A 14,619-nucleotide genomic window follows, 5' to 3' on the forward strand; every position below is an offset into this window, starting at 1 on the left:
AAGCTGAGGCATGGCTTACCGGGTCGCGGGCCGCGAACCGGCCCCCGGCGTTCCCCGTTCAGCGGAGCGAGGAGACACGGGCCGCCATGCCCTTCACATCCCGGATGCGCTGCTCGTAGCGGGCAGCGACGGCGATGAGGACGACGCCGCCGATGCCCGCCCACGCCCACCAGGGGACGGTCGCCGAGGCCTCGCGGATCCAGGGCCAGAGCTGGGCGATCGCGTGCAGGAACAGGACGACGGCGCCGATGAGGAAGGGCGCGCGGAGCCTCAGGCGCGCCCCCGTGAGCAACGTCGCGAGCGCCACGATCCCGAGGCCGACGATCCGCCAGGCGGGGCTGGGACCGAGATCCGCGAGCAGCGGCGGGACCAGCAGGACGAGGAGCCCGGGAGACAGGTGCCGCATGCTGCCGGCGGGCGGGTCGCGCACGAGGCGTCGCGTGCCGACCAGAAGGAGGGCCGCGGCGATCGGCACCGAGACGGTCTCGGCCGGATCAGCCGCTCCGGTGGCGAACAGGACGGCCCCGACGAGCCCGCCGGCGACGAGCGCAGCGAGCCCGAGGACGCGGTCGTGCAGCGCGGCAGCGTCCTCGCAGGGGATCGCCTCCCCATCCGGCGAGGTCATCTCCTGCGACGTCCGGGAGGGCGAGCAGGCGACGTGGATCGCCGCGATGAGGCCGACGAGCACGGCGGACCGCGGTCCGCCGTCGTGCATGCCCTCGGCATGGGCGCGGAGGATGCCCGCTGCCCCCACCGTGCCGACGCCGACCAGCGCCACCAGCACGGCGACACGGGGCATGACGCGGACGAGTGAGTGGCGGTGCGCAGCGGCGTCGCGGGGCTCGGTCTCCGCCGCGACCGTGCGTCCGACCGCTGGCGTCACCGGGGTCGGCGATCCGCCAGCTCGGACGACGGACGCACGGGTCTCGAGCTCGAGACGGGCATCCGGCTCCGCCTCCCGTGCGGGCAGCAGGCCCACCGCGAGCACGAGGACCACGGCGGCTGCGAGCGTCCAGAGATCCGTGCGCCCGAAGGTGGCCGGCTCGGACGCGAGCATCTGACCGAGGGCCCTGCCGAATCCGACGACCGGGACGGCCAGACCGGCCGCCGCTGCGGTCGCGAGGAGGAGCGGACGCGCAGGGGCGGCGCTGTCGGTGCCGCGCAGGGCGGTGGCCGCCAGGAGCAGCACGACGCCGGCGGCGGCCCCGAGCACGAGGGCGCGGACGGGCGTCCCCGTCCACGACGCGACCGCGGTGGGCAGGGCGGCGAGGAGGAGAGCGCCGAGGAGGACCGGCGCCGCGCCGGATGCCCGGGCGGGGAGCGGCGGCGACACGCGGCGGAGACCGGGGACCCCGCGGTGGAGGCCGGCGGCCACGACGAGCATCACGCCGGCCGGCGGCAGGACGTAGGGCTCCACGGCATCGACACCGCCACGGCCGAGCGCGACCCACAGGGCGGCCGAGCCGAGGGCGAGGGCGAGCCAGCCCACGAGGCGCCGCGCGCGTGACCCGGGCGGGATGGAGGCGACGAGCACGGCCACCCCCGAGAGGAGCAGCGCCACAGGGAGCCCCGGGCCGTCCGAAGCGGCTCCGACCGCGGCGGTCCCGGCGACGAGGGCGAGCGTCGTCGCGTCGGCGGAGTGACGGAGGACGTCGTCGATCGGACTCGATGCGCGTCCGGGGAGGGGGCTGGGCGCCGGATGCCTGAGCCGGTCGGCGGCACCGACCGCGGCGACCAGCACGGCCACGATCGCCGGCACGGCGAGCGCGGCGGGGTCGAGGGCCACGTCCCCGCCACGCCAGGCGACGAATGCCACCAGCACGGCTCCGAGGAGGGCGACGGCCGCGGATGCCGCCAGGACGCGCCGGTGCACGGACCGGATCATCAGGAGCGCCCCTGCCCCCGCCACGAGCGTGACGCTCGCGACGAGCGGACGGACGACGCCCTCGCCGGAGCCGACGGACGCGCTCACCACGACGGTGACGAGGGCGGACGCAGCTGTCCACGCGGATCCGGCCAGGAGCACGTCCCCGGGGCTCCGGGCGCCGCGCAGGACGAGGATGCCGACCCCGACGAGCAGGGCCGCCGTGATGGCCAGCTGGAGGTCCACGGTCGGCGCGCGGTCGAGGTACCCCGCGGCGAGACGCAGCGCCCGCGTGCCGCCGACCACCAGGAGACCGATGCCGCCGCCGATCACCACGGCGCGCAGCAGCGGGCGGACCGGGGCCGCAGCACCACGCAGCGCCGCGGACGCGCCCAGGGCCAGGGCCGCGCAGATCCCGGTCAGGAGGTACGGCCGCAGGACGTCCTCGGGTCGACCGACAGCGGCGAGGGGCAGGACGGCCGTGAGGATGCCCGCGAGCGTGAGCGCCCAGACGCCGAAGCGCACCGGCGGCCCGTCCGGCGGCCCGTCCGGCGTCCCCGGGCCGTGAGCGGCTCCGTCGACCCGCACGGCAGCACGGTGGATCGACGCGGCGACGAGGAGCAGCACGCCCGCGACCGGCAGCCAGTAGGCCTCCGACGAGGTCGTGCCCCCGGCGAGCAGCCGCGACCAGAGCGCGGAGATGCCGAGGGCGAGCGCCGTCCACGCCCACGCCCGGCGGGCGCTGCGCGACAGGAGGAGACCGTCGTGGGCGACGGAGAGGACGAGAGCGGTGCCCGCGATCAGCAGGAGGGGGACCCAGAGGAGCTCGCGTGCCCCTCGGGTGGGATCTACGGAGACGGCGACGATCAGCGACCCGGTCGCCACCACGGCCGTGCCGACGTCGAGGGCGACGCGGAGCGACGGCGACGCGTGCCGGTACGCGAGCAGCGAGCCCGCCGCCACGACGACGGCGACCGCGGCGGGCACGACCCCGTGGGGCAGGGCGCCGCGGTCGAACATGCCGCTCGCGGTCAGGATCGTGAGCAGGAGGATCGGCGCCACGAGGGCGGCGGTCGTGAGGCGCCAGCGTCGCAGCGCTGTGGTCCCTGGCGCTCGCGCGGCCACAGACTCCTCGTCCGTGCGCCCGGCCCGCGCCGGGAGTGGGACGCCTCGTGCACCGCCCACGGTCCACGCCACGACACCCGCGGCGAGGACCACCTGCGCCGAGATGGACCAGACGGGTGATGCGGTGAGCGCACCGCCGACCCGGTCCGCTCCGACGAGCGCGACCGTGAGGGCCGTGAGGCATGCGGGGAGGAGGAGCGTCGCGAGCAGAGCGCGTCGCCGCACCCGCGGCAGACCCGGGAGGGCGCCGGTGACGAGGACGCCGAGCGCGGATGCGAGGAGCACGAGCACCACGGGATCCGCGGCGGACTGGAGTGCGGTCGTGACAGGCTCGGCCGAGATGACGCGGGCGGCGGTGAGCGAGGGGGCCAGGCCTGCCGCGGCGATGAGGCCGGCGAGCGCGGCCCCGACCGTGGCGAGACGCGCGGTGTGATCCGTGCGCGCTGTCCGGGAGGCGGCGACGAGGAGCAGCACGATGCAGGGCGTGGCCACCCACCAGGTGCCCGTGCTCGCCCAGGAGGCGGCCCAGGCGAGAGCGCCCGCCGCGAGGGACAGCGCCGTGAGCGGGGCCGCGGGGACGGCTGCGGGCCCGGGCGTCCGGCGGGAGGCGACCCGCCATGCCAGAGCGCCGGCGGACGCGACGAGGTACGCGGTCATCACGACGGCGACGGGACCGAGGGACGGGATGGCGGCGACCAGCGCGGCGGCCCCGGTCCAGGCGAGGAGGGCCCGCCGAGCCCGGAGGCGACGCCCGAGGATGGCGGCACCGGCGGCGATGATCCAGACGACGACCAGCCCGAGCGCCGCTGCCCGGACGTCCGTCGCGAGGTCGGCGACGTCGCTCGTCCGTCCGAGGGCGATCACCGGGTCGTCGAGCGGCCCGCGCTGCCACGCGGGCAGCCCGACGACGAGGGCCGCCGTGATCCCGCCGAGGCCGCCGATCGCCGCGGGTAGCCCGGCGAGGCCGGTGACGACCAGGGCGGCGATCGCCGCGATGCGGGCCGTGCGGGCCACGGCGGGGTCGCGCAGGCGTCGGGCGGCAACATCGACGGCCGCTGCCGCGAACGCCGCCGCCGCGAGCTGCGCGCAGAACGTGAGCAGAGCGGGCCCGCCCGCGAGGGCCGTCACCGGGAGGGCGGCCGCGGCGGCCACACCCGCGACGGCGGCGGCGAGGACGCGCAGGGGATCCGTCGACGTCGGCGCGGGAGCAGGCGGCGCGGAATCGTCGGCGCGGGAAGGCCGAACGTCGGCGGTGCCACCGGAGGTCGAGGGGAACGGCGCGTCGACCGCGTCCGCCTGCTCGGCGCCGGCGTCCCGGTCCGGGAGGTGCAGCTCGTCGCGGGAGCGGAGCCGGGCGAGCGCCCACGCGTGGGCGCCGCTGGCCGCGGCGGCCACGAGCAGCGGGAGCGCGGGGACCGCGTCGGGATCGAGCGCGCTGAGGGCCCCGGCGAGCACGGCCAGGGCGGCGGCGGACACGCCCCCCGCGCGCAGGATGCGGCGCTCGAGCGCGTCGGGCAGGGCGGACCCGCGCGACCGGGGTGCGGCGTGGACGAGCGCCACGGCTGAGGCAGCGGCGAGGGCGAGCGCGGTGCGGGTGCCGGCGTCCGCCGACGGGACGGCGCCGACCAGCAGGCCGGCTGCGACCGTGAGGCCCGCCCAGCCCGCGATGCCGGCCGCGTGGATCCGGAGCAGCGGGCGGAGCACGAGGAGCGCGGCGGAGACGACGAGCGTCCCGACGCCGAAGTGCACGAACGGGTCGGTGGAGCCCGCTCCCGCGAGGTCGTAGGACCGCACGGCCCAGACGTCGAGGTGCAGCAGCACGATGCCCACCACCCCCACGGCCTCGGCGGTTCCGGGCAGTCGGCGTCGGGAGAGGACGGCCGCCACGACGAGCGCGGCCAGCGTCACGGCCGCGGTGATCGCCGCCCGCACGACCAGCCCGTAGGTGACGAAGGCGTAGACGACGTAGAACACGGCCGCGACGGAGAGGAGCACGACGCCGACGGCGAGCAGCACGGCGGGGACGCTGATCCGGCGCCGCGGCAGGGCGGGTGCGGGAGGCGCGGGGGTCGGGAACCCGGCGGCGGATCGCTGCGATGGCGGCGCAGGGACCGTGGGCCGCGCCGCCTCGGGGGCGGTGGAGCCCGCTCCGGGAAGCTCGTCCGGGGGTGCGGGGAGGGGCGCCTCAGGGACGCTCCGTTCGACAGCCGGGACAGCCGCTACGGCGGCGGCCTCCCGGCTGCGCGCCGCCGTCTCGCTCCACCGCCGCATGGCCGCGACGAGGCGATCCCGTTCGGTGATCGCCTCGACCACGCGGCGCGATGCGCCCAGGACGGCGGCCGCCTCGGGCGCGCGCACGTCGAGACCGCATCGCCCGCAGACGAGCGCGCCCAGGGGGGAGAAGCAGGAGGGGCACAGGTCCGTGCGCAGCAGGTCATCCGGGCGGGCGGCCCACGGTTGCGCCTCGACGGCCGATCCCCGTGCGTCGTCCTCGACCATGCCATCCCCCGAGCTCGCCCGTTGCGGAAGCTCCCAGGCTATCCACGGATCAGGACGCTAGCGGGCCGACGTGCTGTGGACGACGGGTCGCCCCGAACGGGGGAGGGATCACGCGAAGCCGTGGATGTGGAGGAGCGGCGGTGCGCCCGCGATGGAGGGGATGACGGGAATCGAACCCGCGTGATCAGTTTGGAAGACTGAGGCTCTACCATTGAGCTACATCCCCGCGACGCCGGAGCCACCGCCCCCGAGGGGCCGTGCGCCGGATGCGCGGGATCCAGCGTAGCGCAGCCTCTCGCCGCCGGTGACCAGGGCCCGGCACGAGTCGGATAGGCTGTGCCACGGTCGGATCGGCTTCCGCGCGCCTGCACGAAGAGGGGCACGGCGCCCGCCTCGACCGAGGGAATGCGTGGCAGCCGGGGCGTAGCGTAGTGGCTAGCGCGTCCGCTTTGGGAGCGGAAGACCGCAGGTTCGAGTCCTGTCGCCCCGACCACATCCCCGACGACGAAATGCCGTCTCAGCCGAGGCGCGTACCGCGATTACAGGAGAACTCCACACGTGAAGACCACGGTCGAAAAGCTGAGCCCCACGCGCGTCAAGCTCGCGATCTCTGCCACCCCCGAAGACCTGAAGCCGCACATCGACCACGCATACGGCCACATCGCCGAGCAGGTCGCCATCCCCGGCTTCCGCAAGGGCAAGGTGCCGCCGCCCATCATCGACCAGCGCGTCGGACGCGAGGCCGTGCTGGAGCACGCCGTCAACGACGGCATGGACGGCTTCTACCAGGCCGCCGTGAAGGAGACGGACATCCGTCCCCTCGGGCGCCCCGAGGCCGACGTCAAGGAGTGGCCCGGCAAGGACCTCACCGGCGACCTGCTCCTCGAGATCGAGGTCGACGTCCGCCCCGAGTTCGACCTGCCCGCGTACGAGGGCCTCGAGCTCACCGTGGACTCCGTCGAGGTCACCGACGACGAGGTCGGCACCGAGCTCGACAGCCTGCGCAGCCGCTTCGGCACGCTGATCACGGTCGACCGCCCCGCGAAGACGGGCGACTTCGTCCAGATCGACCTCACGGCCACCATCGCCGGCAACGCCGTCGACACCGCGAGCGGCATCTCCTACGAGCTCGGCTCCGGCGACCTCATCGACGGCATCGACGAGGCCCTCGAGTCCCTCACCGCCGGCGAGAGCACCACGTTCGAGTCCAAGCTGCTCGGTGGCGACAACGAGGGCGAGACCGCGGAGATCGCCGTCACCGTCCAGTCCGTCAAGGAGCGCGAGCTGCCCGAGGCCGACGACGACTTCGCGCAGATCGCCAGCGAGTTCGACACCATCGACGAGCTGCGCGCGGACCTCAAGGTCCAGGTCGGCAAGTCCAAGGTCTTCGGCCAGGTCACGCAGGCCCGCGACCAGATCGTCGACAAGCTCCTCGAGGGCGTCGAGATCCCGGTCCCCGAGAAGCTCGTCGAGGACGAGGTGCAGCGCCACCTCGAGAACGAGAACCGCCTCGAGGACGACGTGCACCGGGCCGAGGTCAAGGAGTCCAGCGAGAAGGCCTTCCGCCAGCAGCTGCTCCTCGACGTCATCGCGGAGAAGGAGGAGCTGAAGGTCAGCCAGGACGAGCTGACCCAGTACCTCATCCAGGGCGCGCAGCAGTACAACATGGAGCCGAACGAGTTCGTGCAGGTGCTGCAGCAGAACAACCAGATCCCCGCCATGGTCGGCGAGGTCGCGCGCAACAAGGCCCTCGCGGTCGTGCTCGACAAGGCCAAGGTCGTGGACGCCGACGGCAAGGTCGTCGACGTGACCGAGTTCACGCAGCCCGTCGTGCGCGACGCGGATGCCGTGTCCGAGCAGCCTGCCGACGCGGACGCCGAGGCCGTCGCGGCCGACGCCCCGGCGGAGGAGGCCACCGAGGCACCCGCTGCCGAGGAGGCTCCCGCCGAGAAGCCGAAGAAGAAGGCGCCGGCGAAGAAGAAGGCCGCCGAGAAGGCCGCCGACTCCGAGTAGTCGCATCCGCCGACCGCTCGCGGCGGTCGGCAGCACGAGGGCCCGGGGAGCGCACGCTCCTCGGGCCCTCGCGCGTGCGGCGGCTGCGCTCTCCGCCCGCGGCGAACACGGGCGTAGGGGCGGATCCGCTCCGATAGATTCATGACTCGAAGCGACGAATGAATGGGAGCTCGAACAATGGCCGAACCGACACTGGTACCCGGTGTTTTTGACCGACTGCTGAAGGACCGCATCATCTGGCTCGGATCCGAGGTCCGCGACGACAACGCGAACGAGATCTGCGCGAAGATCCTGCTGCTGGCGGCGGAGGATTCCGAGAAGGACATCTTCCTGTACATCAACTCGCCCGGCGGTTCCATCACCGCGGGAATGGCCATCTACGACACCATGCAGTTCGTCCCCAACGACATCGTCACGGTCGGGATCGGCATGGCCGCCTCCATGGGACAGCTGCTCCTCACGAGCGGCACCAAGGGCAAGCGCTACATCACGCCGAACGCGCGCGTGCTGCTGCACCAGCCCCACGGCGGCTTCGGCGGCACGTCGAGCGACATCCAGACGCAGGCCCAGCTCATCCTCTCGATGAAGCAGCGCCTCGCCGAGATCACCGCGGGCCAGACCGGCAAGACGGCCGAGCAGATCAACGAGGACGGCGACCGCGACCGCTGGTTCACGGCGCAGGAGGCCCTCGAGTACGGCTTCGTCGACCACATCCGCGAGTCCGCGACCGACGTCGTCGGCGGCGGCGGCACCGAGACCTCCTGAGCGACAGACAGAAGAGACAGGCAGAGAAGAAGAACATGGAACTCCCCACCTTCGGCGGCGCCCGCGGCGCCGGCTCCACCGCCACGAGCCCGTCGTCGCGGTACATCCTCCCCAGCTTCGAGGAGCGCACGGCCTACGGGTACAAGCGCCAGGACCCCTACGCCAAGCTCTTCGAGGACCGCATCATCTTCCTCGGCGTGCAGGTCGACGACGCGTCGGCCGACGACGTCATGGCCCAGCTGCTCGTGCTCGAGTCGATGGACCCCGACCGCGACATCGTCATGTACATCAACTCGCCCGGGGGCTCGTTCACGGCCATGACGGCGATCTACGACACCATGCAGTACGTCTCCCCGCAGATCCAGACGGTGTGCCTCGGCCAGGCGGCCTCGGCCGCTGCCGTCCTGCTCGCGGGCGGCGCGCCCGGCAAGCGCCTGGCGCTGCCGAACGCGCGCGTGCTCATCCACCAGCCCGCGACGGGCGAGTCGAGCGGCGGGCAGGCATCCGACATCGAGATCCAGGCGGCGGAGATCATGCGCATGCGCTCCTGGCTCGAGGACACGCTCGCGAAGCACACCAACCGCGACCGCGACCAGATCAACCGCGACATCGAGCGCGACAAGATCCTGGGCGCCGACGAGGCCCTCGAGTACGGCCTCATCGACCAGGTGCTCACCTCGCGCAAGAACCTGACGGCGGCGATCCCCGCCCGCTAGGTCCGCGCAGCGAGAGGGGCGGTCGGCATCAGCCGACCGCCCCTCCTTCGCGCCCGGGAGATCAGGCGGCGGGCTCGGCCAGCTCGCCGCGCTCGATCGCCTCCCGCTCGAGCTCCCGCACGATGGGCAGCACCTGCGTGCCGAACCGCTCGATGTCCTCGAGGTAGTGCAGGAAGCCGAGGAGCAGCAGGTCCACGCCGCGCTTGCGGTACTCGACCATGCGGCGCGCGATCTGCTCGGGCGTGCCGATGAGGCCCGTCCGGAAGCCGTCGTTGTACTGCACGAGGTCGCGGAAGGTCGAGTCGGACCACATGCCCTTGCCGTCGCCGGTGGACGCCCCCGCCTGCTTCACGGCCTGGCGGAAGCCCTCCACGGCGTCGGGGTTCGCCTTCGCGATGATCTCCTCGAGCACGTCCTGCGCCTCCTGCTCGGTGTCGCGCGCGATGACGAAGCCGTTGAGGCCGAACTTGACCCGCTGGCTCCGGCCGGCGGCGCGGGCGGAGGCGAGCACGTCGGCGCGCTGCTCCTCGAAGCCCGCGAAGTCCTTCCCGTTGGAGAAGTACCAGTCCGTGACCCGGCCGCCCATCTCCCGGGCGTCGGTGCTGTTGCCGCCCATGAAGATCTCCGGGTGGGCGCGGCCGGGCACGTCGACGGGCGGCGGCTTGAGCGTGAAGTCGTGGATCCGGTAGAAGTCGCCCAGGTGCGAGAAGTCCTTCTCGGTCCAGAGTCCCCGGAGCACGCGGATGAACTCCTCGGTGCGGCGGTAGCGCTCCCCGTGCTCGAGCCACGGCTCGCCGAAGCCCACGAACTCGTCCTTGAGCCACCCGGAGACGACGTTGACGGCGGCGCGACCATGCGACATGTGGTCGGCCGTGATGATCCACTTGGCCAGCACGCCCGGGTGCCAGAGCCCCGGGTGCACGGCGGCGATGACCTTGAGCCGTTCGGTCGCGAGCAGCAGGCCGAGCGAGAACGAGGTCGACTCGTGCTGCTGGTCGGCGCCGTAGGACGCGGCGTACCGCACCTGGCTCAGCGCGTAGTCGAAGCCCCGCTGCTCGGCGAGCTGCGCGACGCGGACGTTGAAGTCGAAGTCGAAGTGGGTGCGCTGCTCGATGTCGCTCGTCACGAGTCCTCCCGAGACGTTCGGGACCCAGTAGGCGAAGGACAGCGCGTCGGGGGATGCGGTGGCGGGGTTGTCGGTCATGCGGACATGGTGGGGGTGCCCGCTGGGGCCGGCCCTGAGTGTTGCGCCGTGTGACGGCCGGTGCCCGCATGATCGCATGCGACGGGCCGTGCCCCCAGTGGTCCGGGCGATGTCCCATGCACGCGTTAGGCTCGTGGGACACCGCACGACTTCCGGGGAGGCTTCCATGGCACGCATCGGCGAGAGCGCGGATCTGCTCAAGTGCTCCTTCTGCGGGAAGAGCCAGAAGCAGGTCCAGCAGCTGATCGCGGGACCGGGCGTCTACATCTGCGACGAGTGCGTGGAGCTCTGCAACGAGATCATCGAGGAGCGCCTGGCCGAGGCCAGCGAGGAGACCACGGGCGAGTTCGAGCTCCCCAAGCCGAAGGAGATCTTCGGCTTCCTCGACGAGTACGTCATCGGGCAGGAGGCCGCCAAGCGCGCGCTGTCCGTGGCGGTGTACAACCACTACAAGCGGGTCCGGGCCGTCAGCAGCATCGGGCCGGCCGAGACCGTGGGCGACGAGATCGAGATCGCGAAGAGCAACATCCTCCTCATCGGGCCGACCGGCTGCGGCAAGACCTACCTCGCGCAGACCCTGGCGAAGCGGCTGAACGTGCCGTTCGCCGTCGCGGACGCGACGGCGCTCACCGAGGCGGGCTACGTGGGCGAGGACGTGGAGAACATCCTCCTCAAGCTCATCCAGGCGGCCGACTACGACGTGAAGCGCGCCGAGACCGGGATCATCTACATCGACGAGGTCGACAAGATCGCGCGCAAGGCGGAGAACCCCAGCATCACGCGCGACGTGTCGGGCGAGGGCGTGCAGCAGGCGCTGCTCAAGATCCTCGAGGGCACGGTCGCCTCGGTCCCGCCGCAGGGCGGACGCAAGCACCCGCACCAGGAGTTCATCCAGGTCGACACGACCAACGTGCTGTTCATCGTCGCGGGCGCGTTCGCCGGGCTCGAGGACATCATCAGCCAGCGCGCGGGCAAGAAGGGCATCGGGTTCGGCGCTCCGCTGCACCGCAAGGACGTGAACGCCGACGTGTTCGGCGAGGTGCTCCCGGAGGACCTGCACAAGTTCGGGCTCATCCCCGAGTTCATCGGGCGCCTCCCCGTCGTCACCACGGTCACGCAGCTCGACCAGCGGGCGCTGATGGAGATCCTCACCAAGCCGCGCAACGCGCTCGTGCGCCAGTACCAGCGCATGTTCGAGCTCGACGGCGTGGAGCTGGAGTTCGAGCAGGGCGCGCTGGAGTCGATCGCCGACCTCGCCGTCCTGCGGCAGACGGGAGCCCGCGGCCTCCGCGCCATCCTCGAGGAGGTGCTCGGGCCGATCATGTTCGACATCCCCTCGGACGATGAGGTGGGGCGCGTGGTCATCACGCGCGAGTCGGTCGTGCAGAACGCCGCGCCCACCATCGTGCCGCGCGCCTCGATGCTCCGCGCGGAGAGGTCCGCCTGAGCCAGCCGGTCCGCCGGCTCACGACGAGAGCGCCGCACCCCGTCAAGGGCGCGGCGCTCTCGTCGTGCGGCGGGACGTGTCAGCCGGCGAGGCCCCGGCGCACGAGCAGCGGCTCGATCACGGCGTCGCGGCCGCGGAAGTCGCGGTAGGCCTCCAGCGGGTCCTTGGATCCGCCGACGCCGAGCAGACGCGCGCGGAACCGGTCGCCGTTCTCGCGCGTGAGGCCGCCGTTCTCGCGGAACCACTCGACGGTGTCGGCGTCCAGCACCTCGCTCCAGATGTAGGAGTAGTAGCCCGCGTCGTAGCCGCCCGCGAAGGTGTGCTGGAAGTAGCTCGACGCGTAACGGGGGAGGACGGCGGGCACGTCGAGGCCCACGGCGGCGAGGGCATCGGCCTGGAACGCGTCGACGTCCTCGACGACGTCGTCGACGCCGATGCGGTGCCAGGCCTGGTCGAGGAGCGCGGCACCCAGGTACTCGCTGGTGAGGAAGCCCTCGTTGAAGGCGGACGACGCCTGGACGGCCGCGACGAGGTCGGCGGGCATCGGCTCGCCCGTCTCGTGGTGCACGGCGTAGGAGGCGAGGATCTCGGGCCACAGCATCCACATCTCGTTCACCTGGCTGGGGAACTCGACGAAGTCGCGGAACACGTTCGTGCCCCCGAAGCGCGGGTAGGTGACGCGGGCGAAGAGGCCGTGCAGCGCGTGGCCGAACTCGTGGAACAGCGTGTTCGTCTCGTCGTAGCTGAGGAGCGTGGGCTGCCCGGCGGGTGGCTTCGGGACGTTGAGGTTGTTGAGCACGACCGTCGGGGTGTCGAGCAGGGCGCTCTGCTGGACGAGCCGGTTCATCCACGCGCCGCCGCGCTTCGAGTCGCGCGTGTGGAGATCCAGCACGTAGAGGCCGACCTCGGATCCGTCCTCGTCGCGCACCTCGAAGACGCGCGCGTCGGGATGGTAGGCGGGGATGTCGTCGCGCTCGGTGAAGGTGACGCCGTAGAGCGCCGTGGCCGCGCGGAACACGCCGTCGCGGAGCACCCGGTCGGCCTCCAGGTACGGGCGCATGCGCTCGGTGTCGACGTCGTAGCGCTCCGTGCGCACCCGCTCGCTGTAGAAGGCCCAGTCCCAGGCGGCGAGCTCGAACGTCGGCTCGCCGAGCTCCTGCTGCGTGCGGTCGATCACGCGCTGCAGCTCGACGGCCTCGGCGCGGGCGTTGCGGGCCGCGGCCGGGGCGAGGCGGCTGAGCATGTCGGCGACGGCCTCCGGCGTGCGCGCCGTCTGGTCCGCGGTCACGGCGGCGGCATGGCTCGGGAAGCCGAGGAGGGCGGCGCGCTCGGCCCGGAGGCGGGTGATCTCGAGGACGAGCGGGCGGTTGTCGTGCGCGTTCCCCCGGGATCCCCGGGCGAGCGACGCCTCCATGATCCGCTGGCGCAGGCCCCTGTCCGTGAGCTGCGCGAGGTACGGGTGGCCGGTCGGCAGCACCAGGGTGATGAGGTGCCTCCCGTCGAGCCCGCGATCGACGGCCGCCTGCGCCGCGGCCGCGATGGCACCCTCTCCCAGGCCGTCGAGCTCGGCCGGGTCGTCGACCACGACGGCGAGGTCGTTGGTGTCCTCGAGGAGGTGGGACTCGAAGCGCGTGGTGAGCACGGACAGGCGGCGGTTGAGGTCGCGGAGCCGGCCCTTCGCCTCGTCGTCGAGGCCGGCGCCCGCGATCGTGAACTCGGCCAGGTAGCGCTCGACGAGGTAGACCGACTCGGCGTCGAGGCCCGATTCGTGGCGCGCGTCGTGGACGGCGAGGATGCGCGCGTAGAGCGCGGAGTCGAGGCGGATGGCGTCCTCGTGCGCGGCGAGCTCCGGGGCGATCTCGGCCTCGAGCTCGCGGGTGAAGGCGGAGCTGTCGGCCGACGTGAGGGTGAAGAAGACGTGGCCGACGCGGTCGAGGATCCGGCCGGACCGCTCGAGCGCGACGAGCGTGTTCTCGAAGGTCGGCGGCTCGGTCGAGTCCGCGATGGCGCGCACCTCCGCGAGGTGCTCGGCGATGCCCGCCTCGAACGCGGGGCGGAAGTGCTCCTCGCGGATGTCGGCGAAGGGGGGCATGCCGTACGGGAGGGTGCTCGGTTCGAGGAAGGGGTTCGGGGGCGTCGTCATACAGCGAGCCTAGGCCGGGCGCCGACCTAGGCTCGGAGGGTGAAGAGCGAGCGATACACCCACGGCCACCACGAGAGCGTCCTCCGGGTGCACAGCGCCCGGACGGTCCGGAACTCCGCGGCCTACCTCCAACCCCACCTCCGCCCCGGCCTGGACGTGCTGGACGTGGGGAGCGGCCCCGGGACCATCACGGTGGAGCTCGCGGACATCGTCGCGCCCGGCCGCGTCGTCGGCGTCGACATGTCGGAGGACGTCGTGCGGCAGGCCGCCGAGCTGGCGGCGTCGCGCGGCACGGGGAACGTCGAGTTCGTCACGGGATCCGTGTACGACCTGCCCTACTCCGACGCGTCCTTCGACGTGGTCCACGCGCACCAGGTCCTGCAGCACGTCGGCGACCCCGTCCGCGCGCTCGCGGAGATGCGCCGCGTCACGCGCCCGGGTGGGCTCGTGGCGGCGCGCGACGTCATCTACTCGAAGGTGGCGCTCTACCCCGAGTCCGACGGGCTGCGCCTCTGGTCCGACGTGTACCTGCCCGTCCACCGCGCGAACGGCGGCGAGCCCGATGCCGGATCCCGTCTCAAGGCGTGGGCCCGGGAGGCCGGCTTCACCGAGATCGCGTCGAGCGCGTCGGTGTGGTGCTTCACGTCGGACGAGGAGCGCGCCTGGTGGGGCGGCGCGTGGGCCGATCGCGCGGTCGCGTCGTCCTTCGCCGGCCAGGCCCGCGAGGGCGGGTTCGCGACGGACGAGGACCTGCTGGCCATCCGCGCCGGCTGGCAGGTGTGGGCCGCGGACGGCGACGGCTTCTTCGCGATGCCGCACGGCGAGATCCTCGCCCGGCGGTGA

8 protein-coding genes and 2 tRNA genes are annotated in these 14,619 nt (G+C 73.1%); 6 read left to right on the plus strand and 4 right to left on the minus strand.

What is annotated here, in order from left to right; genetic code table 11:
* Nucleotides 1–58: 58 nt before the first annotated feature.
* Both ITJ40_RS07415 and ITJ40_RS07420 read right to left on the minus strand, forming a co-directional pair.
* Nucleotides 59–5,488 (minus strand): SCO7613 C-terminal domain-containing membrane protein, encoded by a 5,430-nt coding sequence (locus ITJ40_RS07415; protein WP_194666429.1) that lies wholly within the window; start codon nt 5,486–5,488, stop codon nt 59–61.
* Nucleotides 5,489–5,640: 152 nt separating this feature from the next.
* Nucleotides 5,641–5,714, minus strand: a tRNA-Gly gene (locus tag ITJ40_RS07420).
* Nucleotides 5,715–5,905: 191 nt separating this feature from the next.
* Between ITJ40_RS07420 and ITJ40_RS07425 the strand changes: the two genes are divergently transcribed.
* From ITJ40_RS07425 to ITJ40_RS07440, 4 genes are all read left to right on the plus strand, one after another.
* Nucleotides 5,906–5,981 (plus strand) — tRNA-Pro (locus tag ITJ40_RS07425).
* Between the two features lie 65 nt (nt 5,982–6,046).
* Nucleotides 6,047–7,501: a trigger factor gene (gene tig, locus ITJ40_RS07430; protein ID WP_194666430.1), complete on the plus strand. Its 1,455-nt coding sequence runs from the start codon at nt 6,047–6,049 to the stop codon at nt 7,499–7,501.
* Nucleotides 7,502–7,678: 177 nt separating this feature from the next.
* The gene (locus tag ITJ40_RS07435; RefSeq protein ID WP_012038150.1) at nt 7,679–8,266 is read left to right on the plus strand and encodes an ATP-dependent Clp protease proteolytic subunit; all 588 of its coding nucleotides are present in this window, start codon (nt 7,679–7,681) and stop codon (nt 8,264–8,266) included.
* Nucleotides 8,267–8,301: 35 nt separating this feature from the next.
* Nucleotides 8,302–8,982: an ATP-dependent Clp protease proteolytic subunit gene (locus ITJ40_RS07440; RefSeq protein ID WP_012038151.1), complete on the plus strand. Its 681-nt coding sequence runs from the start codon at nt 8,302–8,304 to the stop codon at nt 8,980–8,982.
* Between the two features lie 61 nt (nt 8,983–9,043).
* Here the strand turns inward: ITJ40_RS07440 and sfnG are convergent, their stop codons facing one another.
* On the minus strand, nt 9,044–10,186 hold the full coding sequence (sfnG, locus tag ITJ40_RS07445; RefSeq protein ID WP_194666431.1) for a dimethylsulfone monooxygenase SfnG: 1,143 nt from the start codon (nt 10,184–10,186) through the stop codon (nt 9,044–9,046).
* Between the two features lie 166 nt (nt 10,187–10,352).
* Between sfnG and clpX the strand changes: the two genes are divergently transcribed.
* Nucleotides 10,353–11,633 (plus strand): ATP-dependent Clp protease ATP-binding subunit ClpX, encoded by a 1,281-nt coding sequence (gene clpX / locus ITJ40_RS07450; protein WP_194666432.1) that lies wholly within the window; start codon nt 10,353–10,355, stop codon nt 11,631–11,633.
* A gap of 79 nt (nt 11,634–11,712) precedes the next feature.
* On the opposite strand, the gene ITJ40_RS07455 is transcribed toward clpX, so the two are convergent.
* Nucleotides 11,713–13,776: a M3 family metallopeptidase gene (locus ITJ40_RS07455; RefSeq protein WP_194666433.1), complete on the minus strand. Its 2,064-nt coding sequence runs from the start codon at nt 13,774–13,776 to the stop codon at nt 11,713–11,715.
* A gap of 39 nt (nt 13,777–13,815) precedes the next feature.
* Here ITJ40_RS07455 and ITJ40_RS07460 point away from each other — a divergent pair, with 39 nt between their 5' ends.
* Nucleotides 13,816–14,619 (plus strand): methyltransferase domain-containing protein, encoded by an 804-nt coding sequence (locus ITJ40_RS07460; protein ID WP_194666434.1) that lies wholly within the window; start codon nt 13,816–13,818, stop codon nt 14,617–14,619.

Origin of the sequence: Clavibacter sp. VKM Ac-2872 (assembly GCF_015351105.1) — a bacterium.
Lineage (GTDB): Bacteria > Actinomycetota > Actinomycetes > Actinomycetales > Microbacteriaceae > Clavibacter.